The following is a 26,573-nucleotide window of genomic DNA, read 5'->3' on the forward strand; positions in this document are numbered from 1 at the left end:
TGCTATAATATAGGGAACAAGGAGAAAGAATCAGTGAATCAATTAAAAGAGAAGCTGCAAGAGTTTTGGAAGAAAGTCCAAAAATTCTTTGCAAAGATGTATACAGAAACTCCGAATAAGGAAAAAAATGAAGAAAGTGGCTGGTCTGTCGGCGATATTTTTGCGACCTTTTTGAGGACGCTCAAACTCTTGTGGGATGTGATGATCGCCTTATTTGTGTGCCTCTTTTTATTTGGCGCAGGGATCGGGATTGGTTATGCAGCAAGCCTCTTTAGCAATGTTAAGGTTCCAAAGACAGAAGAACTAGTCCAGCAGGTTCGCAATGTCAGCAGTGTTTCAAAACTGACCTATTCCGATAAGAGCCTGATTGCAGAAGTGGACAGTGATTTGATCCGCACGCTGGTAGCTGGAGATGCCATTTCCGACAATGTCAAAAAGGCTGTGATCGCTACTGAGGATGAGAACTTTGAAAGCCACAAGGGGGTTGTACCCAAAGCTGTTCTTCGGGCGACGCTTGGATCTGTAGCCGGTGTCGGTTCCTCTAGTGGGGGATCGACCTTAACCCAGCAGTTGATCAAACAGCAAGTCGTAGGAGATGCTCCAACCTTTACTCGTAAGGCGACAGAGATTGTCGATGCTCTAGCTTTAGAGAGGGGAATGGATAAAAACGAAATCCTAACCACCTACTTAAACGTCTCGCCTTTTGGACGAAACAATCGGGGACAAAATATTGCAGGTGTGGAAGCCGCAGCTCAAGGGATCTTTGGCGTCTCTGCGAAAGACTTGTCTGTTCCACAAGCAGCCTTTATCGCTGGCTTGCCACAGAGTCCGATTGTCTACTCACCTTATGCTGCAGACGGAAGCCTAAAGAGCAAGGAGAATCTCGAGTTAGGTTTGGCGCGTGCCAAAGATGTTTTGTTCAATATGTACCGGACGGGAGCCTTATCGAAAAAAGACTACGAAACCTATGCTCAGTACGACTTGACCAAAGACTTCATTGCTCCAGATGGCATCGAGAAAACACCGCATGACTACCTCTACTTCCAAGCAATGGAAGAAGCAAAAGAGGCCATGTATGATTACTTGATCAAGCGAGACAATGTCACCAAGCAAGACCTGAAAAATAATGAAACCGTCAAGGCTTATCAAGAATTAGCTGAGAGTGAGTTGCGCGAAGGTGGTTACACTATCCAAACCACTATTAACAAACCGGTTCACAATGCGATGCAGGCTGCAGTCGCGAATTTTGGAAGCGTCTTGGATGATGGAACGGGACTGGTAGAAGTTGGGAATGTCCTGATGGACAACCGAACGGGTGCTGTTTTAGGATTTATCGGTGGTCGGAATTTTGATGGTAACCAAAACAACCATGCCTTTGATACAGAACGTTCCCCAGGATCTACTATCAAGCCACTGTTGGCCTATGGTATTGCCATCGACCAAGGCTTGATGGGAAGCAATAGCATCCTTTCTAACTACCCGACTAATTTCTCAAGTGGTGAGCCAATCATGCACGTGGATAGCCGAGGGACAGCCATGATGGATCTCCGTGAGGCCCTCAATACCTCATGGAATATTCCAGCTTACTGGACTTACCGGACCCTTCGTGAAAAGGGTGTGGATGTCCCATCCTACATGAAGAAAATGGGCTATGATATCCCTGAATATGGCATTGAGAGTCTGCCAATGGGGGGAGGAATTGAGGTCACTGTTGCCCAACATACCAATGGTTTCCAAACCATTGCTAACAATGGGAACTACCTCAAACGCTACATGGTAGAGCAAATCATTGATCGAGATGGGGATGTAGTATACAAGCACGAGGCAGATCCTGTTCGTGTTTACTCTCCAGCGACGGCAACGATTATGCAGGATCTCTTGCGCGGGGTTATTACGTCTGGTGCTACAACGACCTTTAAGTCACGGATTAGCCAAGTCAATCCAACGCTGGCAGGTGCTGACTGGATTGGAAAAACCGGTACCACTAACTCAAATGGGGATATGTGGCTCATGCTGTCCACCCCTAATGTTTCTTTAGGAGGTTGGATTGGCCATGACAACAATGCTTCTATGCAGACCTTGACTGGATACAACAACAATGCCCAATACATGGCGCAGTTGGCAAATGCGATCTACCAAGCAGATCCAAGTCTCTTCGGAATTCAGGATAAATTCACTCTCGATAAGAGTGTGATCCGCTCTGAAGTGCTCAAATCGACTGGTGAAAGACCGGGTCGCGTCAATGTCAATGGCCGGGATATCGATGTGAGCGGTCAAATGGTGACGAGCCTTTGGGCCAAAAACGGAGCGCCAACCACTCAATACCGCTTTGCCATCGGGGGATCGGATAGCGATTACCAAAGTGCTTGGGCAGCGATTCTCGGTAATAGCAGTGGAAATCAGTCCAATAATAAGAACAATTCGACAACCAATAGTTCATCAAGCAATAGTTCAAATCGAAATAGTTCCAATCGCGGCAATCGACGCTAGTCTGATCCAGTAGAAAAACTAGAGAAAGCCTTGATTTTTGGAGCAAAAAACGATATAATAGTGATAACTAATTTGTCGTGTGCTTTATTTGAAATATTGTCCAAATAAGAGCTTACAGCAGTTAAATCTTACTTGAATAAGTCGATTTAGCTGCTCTTTTTGTGCCTATTTTTCAGGAAAACCCTAGTTTGTTACACAAATTTAATTTTTCTAAAAATTACAAAAAGCGACGAATAAGGTGAAGAGACAGTTCTTCACGTGATGCAAATCACAAAATTGTAGTTAAAACCGGATAGGTGGTAGGAGTGATGTTACCAAGCTATCCTAGTATAGAAAAAGGAGCTAAAAACTTTGGCAGGACATGACGTTCAATACGGGAAACATCGGACCCGTCGTAGTTTTTCAAGAATCAAAGAGGTTCTTGATTTACCAAACTTGATTGAAATCCAGACAGACTCATTCAAAGATTTCTTGGATCATGGCTTGAAGGAAGTATTTGAAGATGTGCTTCCAATCTCAAACTTCACGGATACAATGGAATTGGAATTTGTGGGTTATGAAATCCGCGAACCCAAGTATTCGCTTGAAGAAGCGCGCATTCACGATGCCAGCTACTCAGCACCAATCTTTGTGACCTTCCGTTTGGTCAACAAAGAAACAGGTGAAATCAAGACCCAAGAAGTTTTCTTTGGTGATTTCCCAATCATGACTGAAATGGGAACCTTCATCATCAATGGTGGAGAACGGATTATCGTATCTCAGTTGGTCCGCTCACCAGGTGTCTACTTCAATGATAAGGTGGACAAGAATGGTAAGATTGGCTATGGATCAACAGTTATCCCTAACCGTGGAGCTTGGTTAGAGCTTGAAACTGACTCAAAAGACATCGCCTACACGCGCATCGACCGCACACGTAAAATTCCATTTACAACGCTTGTGCGTGCTCTTGGATTCTCTGGAGATGATGAAATTATCGATATCTTTGGGGACAGCGAATTGGTTCGCAACACCATCGAAAAAGATATTCACAAAAATCCAATGGATTCGCGGACAGATGAAGCCCTCAAAGAAATCTACGAGCGTCTTCGTCCAGGTGAACCAAAAACAGCGGAAAGCTCACGTAGCTTGTTGGTAGCCCGTTTCTTTGATCCACGTCGTTATGACTTGGCACCAGTTGGTCGCTACAAGATCAACAAGAAACTCAATATCAAGAACCGCTTGTTGAATCAAACAATCGCAGAACCATTGGTGGATGCTGAAACAGGAGAAATCCTTGTAGAAGCTGGTACTGTCATGACGCGCGATGTCATCGACAGCATCTCAGAACAATTGGATAATGGTTTGAACAAAATCACTTACATTCCAAATGATGCTGCTGTTTTGACAGAACCGGTTGAATTGCAAAAATTCAAAGTTGTCGCTCCAACAGATCCAGACCGTGTTGTCACCATCATCGGGAATGCGAATCCATCTGACAAAGTACGCATTGTAACTCCAGCAGATATCTTGGCAGAGATGAGCTATTTCTTGAACCTTGCAGAAGGACTTGGCCGTGTAGATGATATCGACCACCTTGGAAACCGTCGGATTCGTGCCGTTGGTGAATTGCTTGCCAATCAAGTGCGTCTTGGACTTTCACGGATGGAACGAAACGTTCGCGAACGGATGTCTGTACAAGATAACGATGTCTTGACACCACAACAAATTATTAACATTCGTCCCGTAACTGCAGCGATCAAAGAATTCTTTGGGTCTTCACAGTTGTCCCAGTTCATGGACCAACACAACCCACTTTCTGAGTTGTCTCACAAACGTCGTTTGTCTGCCTTAGGGCCTGGTGGTTTGACACGTGACCGTGCCGGATATGAAGTGCGTGACGTGCACTATACCCACTATGGTCGTATGTGTCCAATCGAAACACCTGAAGGACCAAACATCGGTTTGATCAACAACTTGTCTTCATACGGACACTTGAACAAATATGGTTTCATCCAAACGCCATACCGGAAAGTGGATCGTGAAAAAGGTGTAGTGACCAACGAAATCGTTTGGTTGACAGCCGATGAAGAAGATGAGTACATCGTCGCGCAGGCCAACTCTAAGTTGAACGAAAAGGGTGGCTTTGCTGAGCCGATCGTTATGGGACGTCACCGTGGTAACAACCAAGAGTTCCCATCTGATCAAGTCGACTACATGGACGTGTCTCCAAAACAAGTAGTTGCCGTTGCGACAGCATGTATTCCTTTCTTGGAAAACGATGACTCCAACCGTGCCCTCATGGGTGCCAACATGCAACGTCAGGCTGTTCCATTGATTGATCCAAAAGCCCCTTATGTGGGTACTGGTATGGAATACCAAGCAGCCCATGACTCAGGTGCTGCAGTTATTGCACAACATGGTGGTAAGGTTACCTATGCAGATGCGGATAAGGTGGAAGTCCGTCGGGAAGATGGTTCTTTGGACGTCTACCATGTTCAAAAATTCCGTCGTTCAAACTCCGGTACAGCTTACAACCAACGTACTCTGGTTAAAGTTGGTGAAACCGTTGAAAAAGGCGACTTTATCGCTGATGGTCCATCGATGGAAAAAGGGGAAATGGCCCTTGGTCAAAACCCAATCGTCGCTTACATGACTTGGGAAGGGTATAACTTCGAGGATGCTGTTATCATGAGCGAACGCTTGGTGAAAGAAGATGTCTACACATCTGTTCACTTGGAAGAATTCGAATCAGAAACACGCGATACCAAGTTAGGCCCTGAAGAAATTACCCGTGAAATTCCAAACGTCGGGGAAGATGCTCTTCGTGACTTGGATGAAACAGGTATTATCCGTATTGGTGCTGAGGTTAAAGAAGGCGATATCCTTGTCGGTAAGGTAACACCGAAAGGTGAAAAAGACCTTTCTGCCGAAGAACGTCTCCTTCACGCTATCTTTGGGGATAAATCTCGTGAAGTGCGTGATACATCACTCCGTGTACCTCACGGTGGAGATGGAGTCGTTCGCGATGTTAAGATCTTTACCCGTGCAAACGGTGATGAATTACAATCTGGTGTCAACATGTTGGTTCGTGTTTACATTGCACAAAAACGCAAGATCCGCGTCGGAGATAAGATGGCCGGTCGTCACGGAAACAAAGGGGTTGTGTCTCGTATTGTTCCAGTTGAAGATATGCCTTACCTTCCAGACGGTACACCGGTTGATATCATGTTGAACCCTCTTGGGGTGCCATCACGTATGAATATCGGTCAGGTTATGGAACTTCACCTTGGTATGGCAGCTCGTAACTTGGGTATTCACATCGCAACACCAGTCTTTGATGGAGCAAGCTCAGAAGATCTCTGGGATACTGTGAAAGAAGCTGGTATGGATAGCGATGCCAAGACGATTCTTTACGATGGACGTACTGGTGAGCCGTTTGACAACCGTGTCTCTGTCGGTGTCATGTACATGATCAAGCTTCACCACATGGTTGATGATAAACTCCATGCCCGTTCAGTCGGACCATACTCAATGGTTACCCAACAACCACTCGGAGGGAAAGCTCAGTTTGGTGGACAACGTTTCGGGGAAATGGAAGTGTGGGCCCTTGAGGCTTATGGTGCATCAAATGTCCTTCAAGAAATCTTGACATACAAGTCAGATGATGTTAACGGACGTTTGAAAGCTTATGAAGCGATTACCAAAGGTAAACCAATTCCAAAACCAGGTGTACCAGAATCCTTCCGCGTTCTTGTCAAAGAATTGCAATCACTTGGTCTTGACATGCGTGTCTTGGACGAAGATGATCAAGAAGTGGAACTTCGTGACCTTGATGAAGGGGAAGACGATGATGTGATTCATGTGGATGACCTTGAAAAAGCACGCGAAAAAGCAGCAAAGGAAGCAAAAGCAGCCTTTGATGCCGAAGAATCAGAAAAATAATCAGTAAAAATGATTGTCCTGTGAGCAACCAATGCTTCTAGCAGGATGATTCGATAACAAGATACAGACACAAGGAGGTGGCAAGAAAGTTTCCTTTCTTCCTCCACCTAAGCTGTATCCAAATAAAACAAGTATGAAAACAAGGAAAGGTAAGAAATAGTGGTTGATGTAAATCGTTTTAAAAGTATGCAAATCACCCTAGCTTCTCCAAGCAAGGTCCGTTCATGGTCTTATGGAGAGGTCAAGAAACCTGAAACAATCAACTACCGTACATTGAAACCAGAACGCGAAGGTCTCTTTGATGAAGTCATCTTTGGACCTACAAAAGACTGGGAATGTGCGTGTGGGAAATACAAACGAATCCGTTACAAAGGGATCGTTTGTGACCGCTGTGGGGTTGAAGTAACACGTGCGAAAGTTCGTCGTGAACGCATGGGGCATATCGAGTTGAAAGCACCTGTATCACACATCTGGTACTTCAAAGGAATCCCTTCTCGTATGGGATTGACCTTGGATATGAGTCCTCGTGCCCTTGAAGAAGTCATCTACTTCGCAGCTTATGTGGTGATCGATCCAAAAGATACTCCACTTGAGCACAAATCCATCATGACAGAACGTGAATACCGTGAACGCTTGCGTGAATACGGACCAGGTTCTTTTGTAGCTAAGATGGGTGCAGAAGCCATCCAAGACCTCTTGAAACAAGTGGATTTGGAAGCTGAAATTGCTCTCTTGAAAGAAGAATTGAAGACTGCAACTGGTCAAAAACGTGTGAAGGCTGTGCGCCGTTTGGATGTCTTGGACGCCTTCTACAAATCTGGCAACAAGCCAGAATGGATGGTCCTCAACATCCTTCCCGTTATTCCACCAGATCTTCGTCCGATGGTCCAATTGGATGGTGGCCGTTTTGCCGCCTCTGACTTGAATGACCTTTATCGCCGGGTAATTAACCGGAACAACCGTTTGGCACGTTTGTTAGAATTGAATGCCCCTGGTATCATCGTGCAAAACGAAAAACGGATGCTCCAAGAAGCTGTCGATGCTTTGATCGACAACGGTCGTCGTGGTCGTCCAATCACAGGACCAGGTAGTCGTCCACTCAAATCATTGAGCCACATGCTCAAAGGGAAACAAGGACGCTTCCGTCAAAACTTGCTTGGTAAACGGGTGGACTTCTCAGGACGTTCCGTTATCGCCGTTGGTCCAACTCTGAAGATGTACCAATGTGGTGTGCCACGTGAAATGGCTATCGAGCTCTTCAAACCATTTGTTATGCGTGAAATCGTTGCACGTGATATCGTACAAAACGTTAAAGCTGCAAAACGCTTGGTCGAACGTGGAGATGAACGTATCTGGGATATCTTGGAAGAAGTCATCAAAGAACACCCAGTTCTCTTGAACCGCGCACCGACCCTTCACCGTTTGGGGATCCAAGCCTTTGAACCTGTCTTGATTGACGGGAAAGCCCTTCGCTTGCACCCCCTTGTCTGTGAAGCCTACAATGCCGACTTCGATGGAGACCAAATGGCCATCCACGTACCGCTTTCAGAAGAAGCTCAAGCAGAAGCTCGTATCTTGATGTTGGCTGCTGAGCATATCTTGAACCCTAAAGATGGTAAACCAGTCGTTACGCCATCTCAGGATATGGTATTGGGGAACTACTACCTCACTATGGAAGAAGCTGGTCGTGAAGGTGAAGGAATGGTCTTTAAAGACCGTGATGAAGCCGTGATGGCTCTTCGCAATGGCTATGTTCACTTGCATACCCGTGTCGGAATTGCGACGGATAGCTTGAACAAACCATGGACAGAAGCACAACAACACAAGATTCTCTTGACAACTGTTGGTAAGATTCTCTTTAACGATATCATGCCTGCAGAGCTTCCATACCTTCAAGAGCCTAATAATGCCAACTTGACAGAAGGTGTTCCAGCTAAGTACTTCTTGGAGCCTGGTCAAGATGTCAAATCAGCGATTGAGAAATTGGAATTAAACGTTCCTTTCAAGAAGAAAAATCTTGGAAATATCATCGCCGAAATCTTCAAACGTTTCCGTACAACTGAAACGTCTGCTTTCTTGGACCGCTTGAAAGACTTAGGTTACCATCATTCAACCCTTGCTGGTTTGACAGTGGGGATTGCCGATATTCCGGTCGTTGAAGATAAGGCAGAAATCATTGAAGAATCTCACAAACGTGTGGAACAGATCACGAAACAATTCCGTCGTGGTTTGATCACGGATGACGAACGCTACAATGCTGTTACAGCTGAATGGCGTGCAGCCCGTGAGAAATTGGAAAAACGCTTGGTGGATAACCAAGATCCGAAGAACCCAATCGTTATGATGATGGACTCTGGAGCCCGTGGTAACATCTCAAACTTCTCGCAACTTGCCGGTATGCGTGGTTTGATGGCCGCTCCAAACGGACGGATCATGGAATTGCCAATCCTGTCAAACTTCCGCGAAGGTTTGTCAGTACTCGAAATGTTCTTCTCAACTCACGGTGCCCGTAAAGGGATGACCGATACGGCCCTTAAGACAGCCGACTCAGGTTACTTGACTCGTCGTTTGGTTGACGTTGCCCAAGACGTCATTATTCGTGAAGATGACTGTGGAACAGACCGTGGACTTGTGATCCGTGCCATTACTGATGGTAAGGAAATGATCGAGCCACTCGAAGAACGCTTGACTGGTCGTTATACCAAGAAATCTGTTAAACATCCTGAAACAGGTGAAGTCATCGTTGGTCCAGATACCTTGATCTCAGAAGACCTAGCACGTGAAATTGTTCATGCTGGTGTGGAAGAAGTCACTATCCGCTCTGTCTTTACATGTAACACCCGCCATGGTGTCTGCCGTCACTGTTATGGTATCAACTTGGCGACTGGTGATGCGGTTGAAGTGGGTGAAGCAGTCGGAACCATCGCTGCCCAATCTATCGGGGAACCTGGTACACAGTTGACCATGCGTACCTTCCACACGGGTGGGGTTGCCTCAAATACCGATATCACTCAAGGTCTTCCTCGTGTCCAAGAAATCTTTGAAGCCCGCAATCCAAAAGGGGAAGCGGTCATCACTGAGGTCAAAGGGGAAGTCACAGCGATCGAAGAAGATGCTTCTACACGGACCAAGAAAGTCTTTGTTAGCGGAGCAACTGGTGAAGGTGAATACGTTGTCCCTTACACTGCCCGCATGAAAGTCGAAGTAGGAGATCAAGTCTCTCGTGGTGCGGCTCTGACAGAAGGGTCTATCCAACCAAAACGTCTCCTTGCCGTTCGTGATGTCTTGTCGGTTGAAACTTACCTTCTTGCGGAAGTACAAAAAGTATACCGTAGCCAAGGGGTAGAAATCGGCGACAAACACATCGAGGTAATGGTTCGTCAAATGATCCGTAAAGTACGTGTCATGGATCCAGGAGATACAGACCTTCTCATGGGTACGCTTATGGACATTACAGACTTTACAGATGCTAATAAGGATGTCCTTATCTCTGGTGGAGTTCCTGCGACTGCTCGTCCAGTCCTTATGGGAATCACCAAAGCCTCTCTTGAAACCAACAGTTTCTTGTCAGCTGCTTCCTTCCAAGAAACCACTCGTGTTCTTACTGACGCAGCGATCCGTGGTAAGAAAGACCATCTCCTTGGACTTAAGGAAAATGTTATCATTGGTAAGATTATTCCTGCAGGTACAGGGATGGCTCGTTACCGTAACTTGGAACCACAAGCGATTAACGAAGTTGAAATCATCGAAGAAGTGCCAGTAACAGATGGAACAGTCGATGAAGTTCAAACAGCTGAAGTCGTAGAAGAATAAGAAAAAAAGTCGGAACTACATGTTCCGGCTTTTTTTTGAAAAAATTATAAAAATTTATTATTTGAAAAAATAATTGTATAATTATTGATTTATTTTTTTACCAAAAATATTAGCCCGGTAGAAGTCGTGCTGTAAATACTTACAATTAGTGATTATATGGATATGTATTCTAAATACCAAAATAATAAAATGACTAACTATTAGTAATTTCTTTATAAAACCCAAAAACGGTTTGACATTTAAAGTCATTGGCGGTAGAATGGAAAAAGATGTACACAAATTAAAAAAATGTCGAATTACATGTATGTCAACGGGGGAAGTTTATGGGAAAATTGAAAATTATGGTTGTGTTTGGGACGCGACCGGAGGCCATTAAAATGGCCCCTTTGGTGTTGGAGTTGCAAAAGCAGAGGGAGACCATTGAGACCATTACGGTGGTCACTGCCCAGCACCGTCAAATGCTGGACCAGGTTTTAGAAACCTTTAACATCGTACCTGATTACGATTTGGATATTATGGGGAAAAGCCAGACCTTATTAGACATTACCTCTAAAATTCTGAATCAATTAGATCCAGTTATCAAAAAAGAAAAGCCAGATATGGTGCTCGTCCATGGAGATACGACCACTACCTTTGCGGCGAGTTTGGTTGCCTTTTACAATCAAGTCCGCATTGGTCACGTCGAAGCTGGTTTGAGAACCTTTGATAAATATTCTCCGTATCCAGAAGAGATGAACCGTCAAATGACGGATGATCTAGCGGATCTGTATTTTGCGCCGACTGGCGAAAGTAAGGCCAATCTCTTAAAAGAAAATCATCCGGAATCCTCTATTGTGGTGACAGGAAATACTGCTATTGATGCACTGAAACTCACGGTTCAAGAGAACTATCATCACGAAGTACTGGATCAATTAGATCCAGCTAAAAAAATCATCCTTGTCACCATGCATCGAAGAGAAAATCAAGGAGCTCCCATGAGAGCGGTCTTTGGAGCTCTGAGAGAAATGGTGGATCAAGAACCGGATATTGAAGTGGTTTACCCAGTGCACCTTAGTCCAGCGGTACAAGAGGCGGCAAACGATCTATTAGGAGATCATGATCGGATCCATCTCATTGCACCTTTAGATGTGCTTGACTTCCACAACTTGGCTTCGAGAAGTTACTTTATCATGTCGGATTCAGGTGGGGTACAAGAAGAAGCACCATCATTGGGGAAACCGGTATTGGTATTGCGTGATACAACAGAACGCCCAGAAGGGGTCAAAGCAGGAACTTTGAAATTAGTTGGTACGGATCCTGCCGTCGTCAAATCCACGATGACGGAGCTCTTAACCAACGAACATCTTTATCTAGAAATGGCAAATGCCCGAAATCCTTATGGAGATGGAAGAGCTTCTGAGCGAATCGTGCAAGCTATTAAACATTACTTTGGCCAGGGAGATGCTGCTGAAGAATTTCATGAGGGAGAGAAAGAATAAATGAAAAAAACGGAAAAGTTAAGTAGATGGTTGCTAATTTTGATTGTTTTCGAAGTACTTCTTTTACTTTACTGCTTGTTTTTTGCAAGAGAGATTCTGATTGAAGAAGGATTATTCTTTGTTTTAGGATTATTTTCTGCTATTGTTTTATCAGATTTGTTGTTGACATGGACCATCCTGTTGTCATTTGCCCTAGGGATTGTCTTTTTGGTGGCGGGTGTTGTCTATATCCCATTTCATCAAGCCTTGCTTCTGCTCTTTAGTTTTCCAATCTTGATTGGAATTTTGACCCAAATTCGCTACCACCTCTTTAAAGAGATTGCAAAAGTGAAGGATCAAGAGCCAGAAGCTTACGCAGATTACCGTAACCGCATCGCTTCTTATGGTGGGGAAACCAATGATACGATTCAAGCCTTACTCATTCACTGGTCGCACGAGGAATTGTTCTTCCAATTGCAACCGAGAGAGTACAATCGGACCTTGAACCAAATCAACTATTTGGTAACGCATCATCTAAAGCCAAATGAAAGCTTGTATTATGTATCAGATGGTAATTTCTTGATCTTATCTTCTGATAGCGAGCGGGATCTGAAGGGCGATTATATGACAGTCTTAAAACCACAGTTGGAAGGACTGGTGTTCCAAGGAGAAGATGGGGTGCAAGCCATCCAATTTCAGTCCGGCTTTCTTGTAGTGGATCAATCCAATCGCACCAAATACCATCGCTATAAAGAAATGATTCGTTACTTAAAACGTCAACTTGAAACAGATATTATTGTGGAATATTAGGAGGAAAACATGTCTCTTACAAATATATTTTTTAATATAGCTGTAGGCATTAGTGTATTTTTTGCCTTGTGCTTTATTGTATTATTTGTAGCTTATACGGTGATTTACCGCCGTGTCAATAAAAACTTTAAGGCGGTGGACCATGATTAGTCAAATTGTGATGATTATTGCCTTGATTTCGATTTGGCTGTCCTTAGCCTGGGGCCTAGTAATCCTCTTTTCAGCCGTTCATTTTTGGTTTAAACACAGTGATTTTCGTGTCAATACGGATCCGCTTCCTTATTATCCAAAAGTGACGATCGTCGTACCTGCCCATAATGAGGATGTGGTTATTGCACAGACAGCCAAAGCGATCCTTGATTTGAACTACCCACATGATCGTGTAGAATTACTACTGTTTGCGGATAATTGTTCCGATCGCACTTATGAAGAGTGTTTGGCAGTTAAAGCATTGCCAGAGTATGCAGGACGTGATTTGACCATCATCAATCGCAGTGGGACAGGTGGGAAAGCCGGTGTGTTAAATGACGCTTTGGCCATGGCGACCGGAGACTATATCTGTGTCTATGATGCAGATGCCATGCCTGAAAAGAATGCTCTTTATTTCCTTGTGAAAGAAGTGCTCAAAGATCCAGAGCGTCATGTGGCTTCTTTTGGTCGCAATAAAACGCGGAATGCCGGTCAAAACTTCTTGACCCGCTGTATCAACCAAGAAATTGTCGTCACCCAACGGGTTCACCATGTAGGCATGTGGCATCTCTTTAAGATTGGACGGATTCCAGGAACCAACTTCATTATTCAAACTGAATTTGTCAAGAGTATTGGGGGATGGAAAAACGGTGCCTTAACAGAGGATACGGATATTTCCTTTAAGATTATGCAAAGTGGGAAGTTGATTGCTCTAGCCTATAATTCAGAAGCTTTTCAACAAGAGCCGGAAACTCTGAAGAGTTATTATATGCAACGGAAACGTTGGGCCAAAGGGAATTATGAAGTGGTTCTTTCTAACTTCAAGCATTTATTTGGTAAGGGAAATTGGCGCGTGAAGTTAGAAGTGACCAACTATTCCTGTATCTTCTTCTGGTTCAATGCAGCTATCGTGTTATCAGACTTGATCTTTTTTGCCAATATTCTGGCCATGTGTCTCCATACAGTGTTGCCAGGCGTGCAAATTCCATTTGCCTTTGATTCAGAAAATATCTATATTGCGCAATTGATGTTGTTCAATTGGATCTTGATGATTGGGCTCTACTTACTTCAGATTAATGTGGCTCTTGCCTCACAATTTGGTCAAGCAACTACCAAGCAAATTTGGTTGGCCTTAGCTGCCTACTTCACCTATTCTCAACTGTTTATCATTGTATCGATTGATGCCATCTCTTCGATTGTGATGGACAAACTATTGCACCGGAAAGAAACTAAATGGGTTAAAACAAAACGATTCGCAGGATAGGAGAAATTATGAATACGAAAAAGATGAGATATGTATGGTTTCTAGTCATCCTTTGCATTTTCTGTTTGACCTTGTTTTTAGCGAGAACGAGAAGTAAAGTGGAGATGCGAAATCGAATTTATCGTCAGTGGAATGAGCATTTTGTTGTTTCAAAAGGGAAAGAATCCTATGTTCGAACCACCAATGATAGCAATCAAACGGTAGTGTTATCCGAGGCGCAAAGTTATGGAATGCTCATTACTGTTGCGGCTGCCGAAAAAGGACAAGCCCAACAAGCAGACTTTGACCGACTCTATCACTATTATCTAAATCATCGCTTGGAAGGTACCCAATTGATGTCTTGGAAACAAACTATCAGCAATGGAAAAGCAAAGGATGAGGATCATAACGCCACAGATGGGGATCTCTACATCGCCTGTGCTCTTCTAAAAGCTGCTCAGCAATGGCCAAAGCAAGCTAAAGACTACCAGGCTCAAGCCAAAGCGATTTTAGAAGATATTCTCGCACACAACTACAATGAAGAAACCGGTGTGTTAACGGTGGGGAATTGGGCCAATCAGGACTCGGAATTCTATCATTTGATGCGGACGTCTGATACACTGCCAGCGCAATTCCAGATCTTTTATGAAGTGACAAAAGATTCGAAGTGGTTGGATATCAAAGAAAAGATGTTGCAGCAACTCCAAACGATCAGCTCCCAAACCAAAACAGGTTTACTACCTGATTTCATCTGGGTAGATGAGCAAGGAACGCGCGTAGCGGATCCCAAGACGATTGAATCCAAGTATGATGGTGCCTACTCGTATAACGCTTGTCGCCTTCCATACAACCTTGTTCAAAGTAAGGACAAAACCAGTCAAAAATTGGTGAAAAAGATGCTTAATTTTTTCAAGAGTCAAAGAAACCTGTATGCAGGTTATGACTTGAAAGGGAAGGCCTTGAACAATCATCAGGCAGCAAGTTTTTTGGCACCGATTGTCTATGCCTCTGAACATGAAAAAGGCTATTTGAAGTTGGTGCAACAGAACAAGTATATCTTTACACAAGATCTACCTCTAAATAACTATTATGATGCAACCATGACAACTATGATTGCACTAGAATTGTTCTAAATACTTGAGAAAAGAGAGTTCCCCAAGATGGCTCGCCATTTTGGGGGACTCTCTTCTTTTGATTCTCGAAAAAAGGACCCAATAGCAATTAGGCAGTCTATTTTTGAAAAATAATGGTGAGAATCGCCTGAAAACTACCTGAAAAATCATGCTCTGAGCAGAAAACTTTTATTCTCAAAGGATTTTCTATATAATAGAGGATACAAAGGATGGAAGAGTTTATGTATCGAGTGATTGAAATGTACGGGGACTGTGAACCCTGGTGGTTTTTAGAAGGTTGGGAAGATGATATCGTGAGTAGTCGGAAGTTTGAAGACTATTACCAGGCTTTGAAATACTACAAGCAGAAATGGTTGGAGTTAAATGAGCATTTTCCAAGTTATAAGAGTCGGAGTGACCTCATGACGATCTTTTGGGATACCAAGGAGCAAGAGTGGTGTGAGGACTGCAGTGAAGATGTGCAGTTTTTCCATTCGATTGTCCTTCTAGAAGACGAGCACAAGATCCCTAAAAGCAAGCTCCGCCCAGGCTACGAAAAGGAAAGAGGCAGTCGCAAACACCGTTCTTGTCAATATACACTCGATTCAAAAAAGGGGACAACCCTGTCATAAGAGACATTCGGAAGATTTTCTAGAGCGATCTAGAAAGTCTTCTTTTTTTGTCTTCTTTTTCGAATAGTATAAGTGAGAGGAGGAACTATGGTTCAAGAAATTGCAAAAAAACTGATCCGTATAGGGAAAAAGGAAGAAGCTCAGGATCTTTACTTCATTCCTCGGAAGGAGGAGTACCAAGTTTTTATGAGGGTGGGAGACGAGAGGCGCTTTGTGCAGTCCTTCCCTTTTGAAGAGATGACAGCTATTATCAGCCACTTTAAGTTCGTAGCAGGGATGAATGTGGGAGAAAAAAGGCGCAGCCAGCTAGGATCGTGTGATTACCCTTTGGAGAATGGAGTGGTCTCGATTCGCTTGTCGACGGTGGGGGATTATCGTGGTTATGAAAGCTTGGTCATTCGGCTCTTGCATGATGAGGAACGTGAATTGCGGTTTTGGTTTGATCAGTTGCCGGACTTGAAGAAGAAATTGGCTGGTCGTGGCCTCTATCTCTTTGCAGGTCCTGTTGGTTCGGGAAAGACCACTCTCATGCATGCGTTGGCGCAAGAGCGCTTTGCGGACCAGCAAGTCATGTCTATTGAAGACCCTGTCGAGATCAAGCAGGACAATATGCTTCAACTTCAGCTGAATGACCAGATCGGCATGACCTATGACAACCTGATCAAACTCTCCTTACGCCATCGGCCGGACCTTCTCATTATTGGAGAGATCCGAGATAGGGAAACAGCTCGTGCGGTCGTACGAGCTAGTTTGACAGGAGTCACCGTCTTCTCTACGATTCATGCGAAAAGCGTTCGAGGTGTTTATGAGAGGCTCTTAGAACTTGGAGTGAGTGAGGAAGAGCTCAAGATTGTTTTACAAGGTATTTGCTACCAACGATTAATTGCAGGAGGAGGTGTGGTCGATTTTGCGACGGAAAACTACCAAGAGCACTCAGCCAGCCGCTGGAACCAACAAATGGATCTCTTGGCTCAATCGGGATATATCCAGCTGGCTCAAGCCCAAGCCGAAAAAATTATCTACCGCTAAACAAAAGCAAATCATCGAATTGTTTTTGAATCTTTATTCGAGTGGTTTTCATCTGTCTGAGATTGTCGATTTTCTGGATCGCTCTCACCTAGTGGAGAGTCGTTTGGTTTCCCAGATGCGAGAGGATCTCTCGCGGGGCCGGAGTTTTTCAGAGATGATGGCGGGGATCGGTTTTTCAGATGCGGTGACGACACAGCTGTCTCTTGCTGAGCTCCATGGCAATCTTGCATTGAGCTTGGAGAAAATCAGTGCTTACCTTGAAAACATGCGCAAGGTCAAGAAAAAGCTGATTGAGGTGAGCACCTATCCTCTCATCTTGCTTGGATTTTTAGTTCTAATTATGCTAGGCCTCCGCAATTATTTGCTTCCTCAAATGGATGCTCAAAATATTGGGACGCAATTGATCAGTTCCTTCCCCCAACTCTTTTTGGTCTTAGGAGCGGGACTGGTGACCTTCTTCTTACTCGGCTTTCTCTATTATCGGAAGTCGGGCAAAATCAACGTTTTTAGAACCTTGTCTCATCTGCCTTTCGGAAAAGGCATGATTCAAGCTTATTTGACAGCCTATTATGCCAGAGAATGGGGCAATCTGATTGGGCAAGGATTGGAGTTGTCTCAGATTTTTTCCATGATGCAGGAGCAAAAATCCCAGCTTTTTCAGGAAATTGGAAGGGACTTAGCTCTTTCTTTAGACCGTGGCCAGTCCTTTTCAGAGACGGTCAGGGGGTATCCTTTTTTCAAAAAAGAATTGCCCCTTATGATTGAATACGGTGAAGTCAAATCAAAGCTCGGAAGTGAGCTAGAGATCTATGCTGAAAAAACATGGGAAGATTTCTTTCGTCGGGTTCACAAGGCCATGAATGTAATACAACCCTTGGTGTTTGTCTTTGTGGCTCTTGTGATTGTGTTACTCTATGCAGCCATGTTGCTGCCGATTTATCAAAATATGGAGGTTCATTTATGAAAAAATTAAAAACATATAAGGTAAAAGCTTTTACGCTGATTGAAATGTTGGTGGTCTTATTGATCATCAGTGTACTCTTATTGCTCTTTGTGCCGAATTTGACCAAGCAAAAAGACTCTGTGAAAGAGACAGGCAATGCAGCCGTTGTCAAGGTGGTCGAAAGTCAGGCTGAATTGTACGAGCTCAATCATACCAATGACCAAGCCACTCTATCAAAGCTAATTGCTGATGGAAATATTACCAACAAACAAGCAGAATCTTATCGTGCCTATTATGCGAAAAATAGTGGAGAAACTCGTGCGGTTGCAGATTAAGGCCTTCACCTTGGTGGAGACCCTTTTGACCTTGATGATCGTCAGTTTTATCTATCTGGGCTTATCGGGATCGATCAGGACGAGCTTTCAGCAGGTGGAAGAAAAAGTATTTTTTGCAGAGTTTGAACACCTCTATCAAGAAAGTCAGAAGATAGCACTGGCAAGGCAAACGGAATTGGATGTTGAAGTGACTGCAAGGAAGATTCAAACGCCCTACCAGACAGTGGAGATTCCTGATTCTGTCATTTTGCAAGATCCTAAAACCATTCGTTTAGACCGTGCAGGTGGCAATTCATCCCTGGCCAATGTTCACTTTCAGACACAGAGAGGAGTGGTGACCTATCAACTGTCGCTTGGAAATGGGAAAATTAAAAAAAGCATCCGTTCCCGCTAGTATTCTCATAGAATCTTTGGTAGCCTTGGGTTTATTTGCCATGATTACGACCTTATTGTTAGGGGAGATCCGGCGTTCGCGTAGGGAGCGACTAGCGGATTTCAAAGAGGTAGAGGTCTTATCTGTCGCTCAAATGGCACTTCAGACAGGGCAAAATCATCTGGAGGCCAATGGTATTCAAGTTCAAGTCGAAAAAGATGCCGATCAACTCACGGTCTATCATCAAGGAAAGGTGGTACTGCATGTGGAATAAAGGTAAGGTCAAGGCCTTTACCCTGCTCGAAGCCTTGGTCGCTCTCTTGGTCCTTAGTGGGGGTGTGTTGGTCTTTCAAGGCTTGACTAAGCTCCTGCATGCTGAATTGGACTACCAAGCACACCAAAAGCAGGAGGAATGGATACTTTTTCAGCAACAATTGCAGGTGGAATTGGACCGGAGTCATTTTGAAAAAGTAGCGGACAATCATATCTACTTGGTTCAGGATCAAAAACCAATTGCTATTGGCCAATCTAAAGGAGATGATATCCGAAAAACAGATGATAAGGGCAGAGGCTATCAGCCTATGATTTCAGGGGTTCGCTCTAGCCAAATTTGGCAGGAGGGAGAGCTCCTTCATCTGCGGTTGAATTTTGAAGAAGGTCTAGAAAGGGAGTATGTCTACCATGTGGTACCAGCGATACAAAATGAAAAAAGTTAAGGCTGGTGTCTTGCTTTACGCTCTCTTGATGGCAGCGATTTTTAGTCTCTTGCTTCAGTTTTACCTGCATCGTCAGGTTGCGGAAAGACGGATCTTAAAGACGAGTCAAGATCGTCTACGGGCCTATGCTTTGGTGCAATTGGCTCTTGAAAAGAGAAAGAGTGATGAGAAGACATCAGAGATTCATTTAAAGTCTGGAGTTGTTCAGCTACAGCAGGACACTGGTTTTCTTCATGCTCAGGCTAAGATGAATGGCGAAAGCTATGAGTTTGTCCTTCCTGTAAGGGAAGAAAAGGAAAACAAGAAGAGTCAAAAAGAAAAGAAGACACAGAAAGATAAGGAGAAGGCAGAGACCGAAACGCCTTCTGAAGAGACGCCAAACGAGACCAAGGAACCATCAGAAAATAGCGAAAAAGACTAATTTTTGGTATGATAGGGTGCGGAGGAAATCATGAATTTCGAAAAAATTGAACAAGCCTATACCTATCTATTAGAAAACACTCAAAGTATTCAAAATGAATTGTCGACCAACTTTTATGACGCCTTGATTGAACAAAATGCCATGTATTTGGATGGCAAGACAGATCTAGACATTGTTAAAAACAATAGCAAAAAATTAAAAGAACTAGGTTTGAGTAAGGAAGAATGGCGCAGAGCCTACCAATTCCTTTTTATGAAAGCTGCTCAGACAGAGCCTTTACAAGCGAATCACCAGTTCACACCAGATGCGATTGGTTTTATCATTACATTTTTGATCGATCAGTTGGCTAAAAGCGACCAACTGGATGTCTTAGAAGTGGGAAGTGGAACCGGAAATCTCGCTGAGACTATTGTCAACAATAGCCGTCTCACGATTGATTACTTAGGATTGGAAGTAGATGATCTCTTGATTGATCTATCTGCTAGTATCGCAGATGTGATGGAGTCCAGTGTTGTCTTTGCACAAGGCGATGCGGTTCGCCCACAAGTTTTGAAAGAAAGTGACTTGATCGTCAGTGATCTTCCAATTGGTTATTATCCAGATGATGCGATTGCACAGCGCTATCAGGTAGCGAGCTCCGAAGGCCATACCTATGCTCATCACCTTATGATGGAACAGGCTCTGAAATACCTGAAACCTCAAGGAGTAGCCATCTTTTTAGCTCCAAACAACCTCTTGACGAGCTCTCAGAGTGATCTGTTGAAAGCTTGGCTAACAGACAAGGCTCAACTCCTTGCCATGCTGACCTTGCCAGAATCTCTTTTTTCAAATCCGGCATATGCTAAGACGATTTTCGTCCTACGAAAACAAGAAGAAGAGTCTGTTCAGCCCTTTGTCTATCCGTTTACCGATCTCCAGGATCAAGACCAGGTGGTTCACTTTATGGAAAGTTTCCAAAACTGGTTAAAGGATAGTGAAATTTGATCAAAGATCTGATATAATAGAGGAAGTGAAAACGCTTAATGAGGTGAATATATGTCGAAAACAATTTCTATTAATGCAGGAAGCTCTAGTTTGAAATGGCAATTGTACCAAATGCCAGAGGAAACTGTTCTTGCAAAAGGGTTGATTGAACGGATCGGTTTGAAGGATTCTATTTCAACCGTTAAATTTGATGGACGCTCTGAAAAACAAGTATTAGATATCCAGGACCATACACAAGCTGTAAAAATTTTGTTGGATGATTTGATTCGCTTTGATATTATCAAATCCTACGATGAGATTACAGGTGTGGGCCACCGCGTCGTTGCTGGTGGAGAATACTTCAAGGATTCTGCCTTGGTAGATGACGAAGTCCTTCGAAAAGTAGAAGAATTGTCTTTGTTAGCACCTCTTCATAATCCTGCAAATGCAGCTGGAATTCGTGCCTTTAGAGAGATTTGTCCAAATATTACCAGTGTTGTGGTATTTGATACTTCTTTCCATACAACCATGCCGGAAAAAGCTTATCGTTACCCTCTTCCAACTAAATATTACACAGAAAATAAGGTCCGTAAATACGGCGCTCATGGAACCAGTCATCAGTATGTAGCTGGTGAAGCTGCTAAACTTCTTGGAAAACCATTAGAAGAATTGAAATTGATCACCTGCCACGTTGGAAATGGTGTATCTGTTACAGCGGTTGACAAGGGAATCTCTGTCGATACCTCAATGGGCTTCACCCCTCTAGGTGGAGTCATGATGGGAACCCGTACAGGGGATCTCGATCCAGCGATTATTCCTTACTTGATGGAACATACAGAGGATTTCAATAAGCCTGAAGATATCAGCCGTATCCTCAATCGTGAATCAGGTCTTCTGGGTGTTTCTGGATCTTCTAGTGACATGCGGGATATCCATACAGCGATGCACAATGGAGATGAAAAAGCTAAATTGGCTTACGATATCTTTATCGATCGTTTGCAAAAATACATCGGTCAATACTTGGCTGTTTTGAATGGTGCAGATGCCATCATCTTTACAGCAGGAATCGGTGAAAATGCAGTAAACGTTCGCTCTTCTATTATCAATGGCATCAGCTGGTTTGGCTGCAAGGTCGACCCTGAAAAGAACGTCTTTGGAGTTGTCGGAGACATTTCCACAGATGATTCCCGTGTGAAGGTATTGGTGATTCCAACGGATGAAGAGTTGGTGATTGCGCGTGACGTTGAACGTTTCAAAAATCAGTAAACTGTAATAAAGAGAGAAGGCTGGAGGCGAAAGCCCCAGTCTTCTTATTTTATACAAGAAAGAGGTTGTCCATTGAAAAATATACAGTCTTTTGTTCGAAAGCACCCATTATGTAAGAATGCCCTCTGGCTCCTTCTTTTTGTGCCCGTATTCTTTCTCTCACAATTCCCCCTCATCACCATGGTTTATTCCCTTCAAGAAGGAGTAGATGCAAGGTGGGTCACTATCCTCACTCTCATGGTGACAGTGGCAGTGCTCTTTGTTTTTTATAAGGTCATCAAGATGAGCCCTCTGGAGAACTTAGATGTTCGGGTCATTACCTGGCCGGCTTTGGGGAGAAATTTTCTTTTTCTTCTCTTGTTGATGGCTAATAATCTGCTCGCCTATCCCTTGTTGAAACAAGAGGCAGGTGGTACAACAGCAAACCAAGCGGCTCTGAATGAGCTGCAATCTCATGCTCCTTTTCTTGCTATGGGCATGGTCGTGATCCTTGTCGCTCCGATTCTAGAAGAGCTGCTTTGTCGGGCCATCATCCCTCGTTTGATCTTTCGAGGAGCAGAACCGATCGGTTACTTAGCCGGTGCTCTCTTTTTTACTTATTTGCATGGACCGAGCGCCTTGGGGGAATGGGTAGCCTACGGAGGTATGTCTTTGATCTTAACTTGGGTGGCTTATCGCTACCAGCGGATCGAGTACAGTATTTGCCTCCATATGACCTTGAATGCGCTAGCTTATTATTATCCTGCTGTATTCCTCCTTTGTTTATTGCCGGTATCGAGAGTTTTCTTCCATGATAAATTATGATAAAATGGTAGGTACCAATGAGTTTTGATGCAGAACCATCCTACAGAAGGTCAGATAAAATCAGAAATCCGTATGGAGAGTAGACTCAAGGGTTTAGAACACTTGTTCTAGCCTCTTTTGTTCGCAAGCATGCTGTAGGAAGGGAATCGAAGGAGAACGAAAATGATTGATAATAAATGGCTGAGTGGCCAAGGGACCCTTCTTTGTGGGATCTTAAATGTCACTCCGGATTCATTTTCTGATGGCGGTAAGTATACGAGTCTGGATGCAGCCTTGCAGCAGGCGAGAAAACTGATCCAAGAAGGAGCTCAGATCCTCGATATCGGGGGAGAATCAACCAGACCAGGTAGTCATTATGTAGAGATCCAAGAAGAGATTGACCGCGTGGTTCCAGTAATTAAAGCCATTCGGAAAGAAAGTGATGTCTTGATTTCAGTGGATACCTGGAAGTCCCAGGTGGCGGCGGCGGCGCTCGAAGCTGGGGCTGATATTGTCAACGATATTACGGGTTTTCTTGGAGATCCTAAGATGGCTGCTGTCGTCGCGGAGCATGAAGCGAGCGCAGTTCTCATGTTTAATCCAGTGATGGCAAGACCGCATCATCCAAGTTCCACTATCTTTCCAAGTTTTGGTTTCGAACCAGTCTTTTCAGAGCAAGAGCTTCAACAGATGGCTCAAGAACCGATTCAAGACTTGATGTGGACCTTCTTTGACCGCTCGCTTGCGGTAGCGAAAGCAGCTGGTGTCCAGACGGATCGTATTATGTTGGACCCTGGGATCGGCTTTGGTTTGACCAAGCGTGAGAACTTACTCTTATTACAAGAACTTGAGACGATTCACCAAAAGGGGTATCCGATCTTTCTAGGGGTCTCCCGCAAACGCTTTGTGGTCAACATTATTGAGGAAGCTGGATTTGAGACAGATCCTGCAACGGAGACTGGTTTTTGGAATCGGGACCTGGCTTCGAGCCATTTGACGAGTATTGCAGCCAGTCAAGGAGTCGAAGTGGTGCGGGTGCATGATATTCCCCTACACAAGATGGCAGCCAGTCTGGGACAAGCCATTTTCCAAGCCCAAGAGGCAGCAGATACCAATTTAAAACAATACAAGTAAATGAAGACGAAAGAACATCAGTTGGATCTTCGTTGGCTAGAAGCCTATCGTTCGCAGGATCCACATTTTGGCTTGGAGCGCATGGAAGCTCTCTTGGCTTTGAGAGAAAATCCTCACCTAGACTGTCGGGTCATTCATGTTGCGGGGACTAATGGCAAGGGCTCTACCATTGCTACCTTGTCCCAACTCTTGAGGCAGGCAGGTTTACGCATTGGAGTCTTTACCTCTCCTTATCTGATCCACTACAATGACCAGATCACCATTAATGGCGAAGCCATTTCCGATCAAGACCTGCAAACCTATCTGGATAGCTACCAACAGCTCTTGGAAGCTGAAGAATCAAGAGACATCTTTCAAGGTTTGACGGAATTTGAAGTGATGACGGCGATCGCCTATGATTATTTTGCTCATGAGGAGCTGGATTATGTGATTATGGAAGTCGGTATGGGGGGGCGACTAGACAGTACCAACATCTGCCAGCCCGTTCTGACCGCGATCACTTCGATTGGCTTGGATCATGTTGCCCTTCTTGGGCCAGATCTGGCTTCCATTGCCCGTGAAAAGGCAGGCATCATTAAGCCAGGAATTCCTCTGGTTCTAGGGAAATTAGAAGCAGAAGCCAGCCAAGTCATTGAAGGTATTGCGATTCAGAAGCAGGCACCGATAACAGCCTATGACAGAGATTACCAAGTTGAGCTAGAAGCCTCTTGTCTATCAGGCCAATCATTTTCTTATCACAGTTCTAAAAGAGAAAAAGCCTCTTATCAAGTAGCGCTCTTAGGTCATCACCAGGCCAGAAATGCAGCTCTTGCGATCAGTATCTGTGATGTACTTTTTGAAAGAGAAGGGCGTGAACTCTTGTCAAGAGAGTTAGTGGATGAGGCCTTGCATCAAGTCGTCTGGCCTGGCCGGATGGAAGTGGTCTCGCAAAATCCCATGATCTTGCTAGATGGGGCCCATAACCCCCACGCCGTTGCGCCTTTAATCGCAAGTCTTCGGGAACTGTTCCCAGGCCAAAAAAAGACCATTCTTTTTACCTGCATCCGGACCAAAGCCTTAGAAGAGATGCTCATTCAGTGGCAGGAACTAGAAAATAGTCGCTTGATCCTCACGACTTTTGAAGATCCAAGAGCCTATTCTCAAGAAGAGATAAGAGCTGCTGCGAAAAACCATCAGCTTGAGGAAGTTAACTGGCAAGAGTTTCTACAAAACTGGCAAGCTGAAGGCGATGAGCTCCTCATTGTAACGGGGTCGCTCTACTTCCTTAGTCAGGTACGACCTTATTTATTAAAAACAGAAAAATCCAACTAGGAGATGATATGGATACAAAGAAAATTGAAGAAGCAGTGAAAATGATCATCGAGGCAGTCGGTGAAGATGAGAACCGTGAGGGACTTCAGGAAACGCCGACCCGCATTGCCAAGATGTACCAAGAAATCTTTGCAGGACTAGGGCAGACAGCAGAAGAGCACCTGTCTAAATCATTTGAAATCATTGATAACAATATGGTGGTCGAGAAGGATATCTTCTTCCATTCCATGTGTGAGCATCACTTTTTGCCATTTTATGGAAAAGTGCACATTGCCTACATTCCAAATGGCCGTGTGGCTGGGCTTTCAAAACTGGCTCGTACGGTCGAGGTTTACGCTAAAAAACCACAGATTCAGGAACGTTTGACGGTAGAAATCGCAGATGCCTTGATGGAATATCTTGGAGCACAAGGAGCACTTGTCTGGGTAGAAGCAGAGCATATGTGTATGAACATGCGTGGTGTCCGTAAACCTGGGACCGCTACAGTGACAACTGCAGCGCGTGGACTGCTTGCGACAGATAAAAACTTAAAAAATGAAGCCTATAAACTCATGGGCCACTAATGGCTGGCTATAAGAGGTGAACAGAGTGGATCAATTACGGATCAAGGACTTAGAGGTATACGCCTATCATGGTGTTTTTCCAGCAGAAAAAGAATTAGGACAACGCTTTGTCCTAGACCTATGGGTAGATTATGAGATGACTCGTGCTGCCCGCACAGGTGATTTGGAAGCTTCAATCCATTATGGGATCTTGGCGGAACAGTTGACCGAGTGGATGCAGGCAGAAAAGATCGATCTGATTGAAACAGTGGCCTTTCAGTTGGTTCAAAAGATTTTCGAAAGCTATGCCTTTGTAGAAAAAGTTCGTCTGGAGTTGAAAAAGCCCTGGGCTCCTGTTCCCTTGCCATTAGAGACTTGTTCTGTGACAATCGAACGGGAGAAAAAACGGGCCTTTATTGGGCTTGGCACCAATATGGGAGATAAACAACTGCAACTAGAGACGGCGCTAGAAAAACTCAAGGATCGAGGCATTCGCCTTCTTCAGACATCCACAAGGATTGAAACAGAACCTTGGGGAGGAGTGGAGCAGGACACCTTTTTGAATCAGGTGGCAGAGGTTGAAACTTGGATGACCCCAGAGGATTTATTAGAGACCTTACTGGTCATTGAGCAGGAAATGGGGCGTGTCCGTGAGGTCAAGTGGGGGCCACGTGTGATCGATCTAGATCTGCTCTATATGGGGGACACCATTTGTTACAGTCCTAGCTTAATCTTGCCACATCCTTATGTGGCAGAACGTGCCTTTGTCCTAGAATCTTTGAATGAAATTGCTCCTCATTTTGTGGACCCTGTTCAAAGAAAGCCCATTCGCCAATTATGGGATGCTGTCAAATAGTTTCTCTTCTTTGCATTATAAAAAAACAATCCCTCGAGCAGGGATTGTTGAGAGCGTAGATAAACGAATCTTTAATAGAATCTAATCAATTCTTTAAAAATTATACTCGTTATAGTTATTCAGTCATCTAATGAAACTTTCCGCCGTGAGAAAAGTGCCTGAAACAATACCGTTTCAGGCACTCGGAATTATTGAGACCTTAGGCTCAATAATTAGTCATGGAACTTCGTAGAA

Annotated in this window: 23 protein-coding genes; all 23 read left to right on the forward strand. The window is 44.2% G+C overall.

The genetic code is table 11. The annotated features are described in order from the left end of the window. Positions 1 to 33 precede the first annotated feature (33 nt). A complete protein-coding gene (pbp1b, locus tag I2E70_RS05305) occupies positions 34 to 2,490 on the forward strand; it encodes a penicillin-binding protein PBP1B (protein ID WP_195423838.1) in 2,457 nt (818 codons plus the stop codon). Positions 2,491 to 2,841: 351 nt separating this feature from the next. Continuing rightward, on the forward strand, positions 2,842 to 6,411 hold the full coding sequence (gene rpoB, locus I2E70_RS05310) for a DNA-directed RNA polymerase subunit beta (RefSeq protein ID WP_014712771.1): 3,570 nt from the start codon (positions 2,842 to 2,844) through the stop codon (positions 6,409 to 6,411). A 159-nt stretch (positions 6,412 to 6,570) separates the two neighbouring features. After that, positions 6,571 to 10,224, forward strand: coding sequence for a DNA-directed RNA polymerase subunit beta' (rpoC, locus tag I2E70_RS05315; RefSeq protein WP_195423841.1), 3,654 nt, complete (start codon positions 6,571 to 6,573; stop codon positions 10,222 to 10,224). A 323-nt stretch (positions 10,225 to 10,547) separates the two neighbouring features. Continuing rightward, on the forward strand, positions 10,548 to 11,702 hold the full coding sequence (gene wecB / locus I2E70_RS05320) for a non-hydrolyzing UDP-N-acetylglucosamine 2-epimerase (protein ID WP_049513846.1): 1,155 nt from the start codon (positions 10,548 to 10,550) through the stop codon (positions 11,700 to 11,702). Then, the gene (locus tag I2E70_RS05325; RefSeq protein ID WP_070664737.1) at positions 11,703 to 12,491 is read left to right on the forward strand and encodes a hypothetical protein; all 789 of its coding nucleotides are present in this window, start codon (positions 11,703 to 11,705) and stop codon (positions 12,489 to 12,491) included. Positions 12,492 to 12,500: 9 nt separating this feature from the next. After that, on the forward strand, positions 12,501 to 12,641 hold the full coding sequence (locus I2E70_RS05330) for a hypothetical protein (RefSeq protein ID WP_003004308.1): 141 nt from the start codon (positions 12,501 to 12,503) through the stop codon (positions 12,639 to 12,641). After that, positions 12,634 to 13,944 (forward strand): glycosyltransferase family 2 protein, encoded by a 1,311-nt coding sequence (locus I2E70_RS05335; RefSeq protein ID WP_195423844.1) that lies wholly within the window; start codon positions 12,634 to 12,636, stop codon positions 13,942 to 13,944. Before I2E70_RS05330 ends, I2E70_RS05335 begins: the two co-directional genes overlap by 8 nt. Positions 13,945 to 13,952: 8 nt before the next feature. Continuing rightward, entirely contained in the window at positions 13,953 to 15,056 is a 1,104-nt protein-coding gene (locus I2E70_RS05340) for a glycosyl hydrolase family 8 (protein ID WP_195423848.1), read from the forward strand. A 221-nt stretch (positions 15,057 to 15,277) separates the two neighbouring features. Next, positions 15,278 to 15,667: a DUF1033 family protein gene (locus tag I2E70_RS05345; RefSeq protein ID WP_070587909.1), complete on the forward strand. Its 390-nt coding sequence runs from the start codon at positions 15,278 to 15,280 to the stop codon at positions 15,665 to 15,667. Between the two features lie 87 nt (positions 15,668 to 15,754). Further along, positions 15,755 to 16,696: a competence type IV pilus ATPase ComGA gene (gene comGA / locus I2E70_RS05350; RefSeq protein WP_195423851.1), complete on the forward strand. Its 942-nt coding sequence runs from the start codon at positions 15,755 to 15,757 to the stop codon at positions 16,694 to 16,696. After that, on the forward strand, positions 16,629 to 17,660 hold the full coding sequence (gene comGB / locus I2E70_RS05355; protein WP_272161481.1) for a competence type IV pilus assembly protein ComGB: 1,032 nt from the start codon (positions 16,629 to 16,631) through the stop codon (positions 17,658 to 17,660). Before comGA ends, comGB begins: the two co-directional genes overlap by 68 nt. Continuing rightward, positions 17,657 to 17,974: a competence type IV pilus major pilin ComGC gene (gene comGC / locus I2E70_RS05360; RefSeq protein ID WP_023919650.1), complete on the forward strand. Its 318-nt coding sequence runs from the start codon at positions 17,657 to 17,659 to the stop codon at positions 17,972 to 17,974. The genes comGB and comGC overlap by 4 nt, the downstream gene beginning before the upstream one ends. After that, a complete protein-coding gene (gene comGD, locus I2E70_RS05365) occupies positions 17,964 to 18,368 on the forward strand; it encodes a competence type IV pilus minor pilin ComGD (protein WP_134974548.1) in 405 nt (134 codons plus the stop codon). The genes comGC and comGD overlap by 11 nt, the downstream gene beginning before the upstream one ends. Then, the gene (gene comGE, locus I2E70_RS05370) at positions 18,334 to 18,621 is read left to right on the forward strand and encodes a competence type IV pilus minor pilin ComGE (RefSeq protein WP_049472874.1); all 288 of its coding nucleotides are present in this window, start codon (positions 18,334 to 18,336) and stop codon (positions 18,619 to 18,621) included. The genes comGD and comGE overlap by 35 nt, the downstream gene beginning before the upstream one ends. Then, positions 18,611 to 19,063 carry a competence type IV pilus minor pilin ComGF gene (comGF, locus tag I2E70_RS05375; RefSeq protein ID WP_049472872.1) on the forward strand — a complete coding sequence of 151 codons (453 nt, stop codon included), beginning with the start codon at positions 18,611 to 18,613 and terminating at the stop codon, positions 19,061 to 19,063. The genes comGE and comGF overlap by 11 nt, the downstream gene beginning before the upstream one ends. After that, complete coding sequence (gene comGG, locus I2E70_RS05380; protein ID WP_229060271.1) at positions 19,020 to 19,484, forward strand: competence type IV pilus minor pilin ComGG; 465 nt, start codon at positions 19,020 to 19,022, stop codon at positions 19,482 to 19,484. Before comGF ends, comGG begins: the two co-directional genes overlap by 44 nt. Before the next feature lie 30 nt (positions 19,485 to 19,514). Next, the gene (locus I2E70_RS05385; RefSeq protein ID WP_118397210.1) at positions 19,515 to 20,468 is read left to right on the forward strand and encodes a class I SAM-dependent methyltransferase; all 954 of its coding nucleotides are present in this window, start codon (positions 19,515 to 19,517) and stop codon (positions 20,466 to 20,468) included. A gap of 51 nt (positions 20,469 to 20,519) precedes the next feature. Continuing rightward, a complete protein-coding gene (locus I2E70_RS05390; RefSeq protein ID WP_023919646.1) occupies positions 20,520 to 21,713 on the forward strand; it encodes an acetate kinase in 1,194 nt (397 codons plus the stop codon). A gap of 72 nt (positions 21,714 to 21,785) precedes the next feature. Next, positions 21,786 to 22,517 carry a CPBP family intramembrane glutamic endopeptidase gene (locus tag I2E70_RS05395; protein ID WP_195423853.1) on the forward strand — a complete coding sequence of 244 codons (732 nt, stop codon included), beginning with the start codon at positions 21,786 to 21,788 and terminating at the stop codon, positions 22,515 to 22,517. A 162-nt stretch (positions 22,518 to 22,679) separates the two neighbouring features. Next, positions 22,680 to 23,630, forward strand: coding sequence for a dihydropteroate synthase (gene folP, locus I2E70_RS05400; protein ID WP_155125028.1), 951 nt, complete (start codon positions 22,680 to 22,682; stop codon positions 23,628 to 23,630). Beyond that, positions 23,631 to 24,941 (forward strand): bifunctional folylpolyglutamate synthase/dihydrofolate synthase, encoded by a 1,311-nt coding sequence (locus I2E70_RS05405; RefSeq protein WP_195327209.1) that lies wholly within the window; start codon positions 23,631 to 23,633, stop codon positions 24,939 to 24,941. It abuts the gene before it with no gap. 8 nt (positions 24,942 to 24,949) lie between these two features. Beyond that, on the forward strand, positions 24,950 to 25,504 hold the full coding sequence (folE, locus tag I2E70_RS05410; RefSeq protein WP_195327208.1) for a GTP cyclohydrolase I FolE: 555 nt from the start codon (positions 24,950 to 24,952) through the stop codon (positions 25,502 to 25,504). 25 nt (positions 25,505 to 25,529) lie between these two features. Continuing rightward, on the forward strand, positions 25,530 to 26,339 hold the full coding sequence (folK, locus tag I2E70_RS05415; RefSeq protein ID WP_195327207.1) for a 2-amino-4-hydroxy-6-hydroxymethyldihydropteridine diphosphokinase: 810 nt from the start codon (positions 25,530 to 25,532) through the stop codon (positions 26,337 to 26,339). The last annotated feature ends 234 nt before the right edge of the window (positions 26,340 to 26,573 follow it).

Origin of the sequence: Streptococcus parasanguinis, from assembly GCF_015556095.1 — a bacterium.
GTDB classification, from domain to species: domain Bacteria; phylum Bacillota; class Bacilli; order Lactobacillales; family Streptococcaceae; genus Streptococcus; species Streptococcus parasanguinis_Q.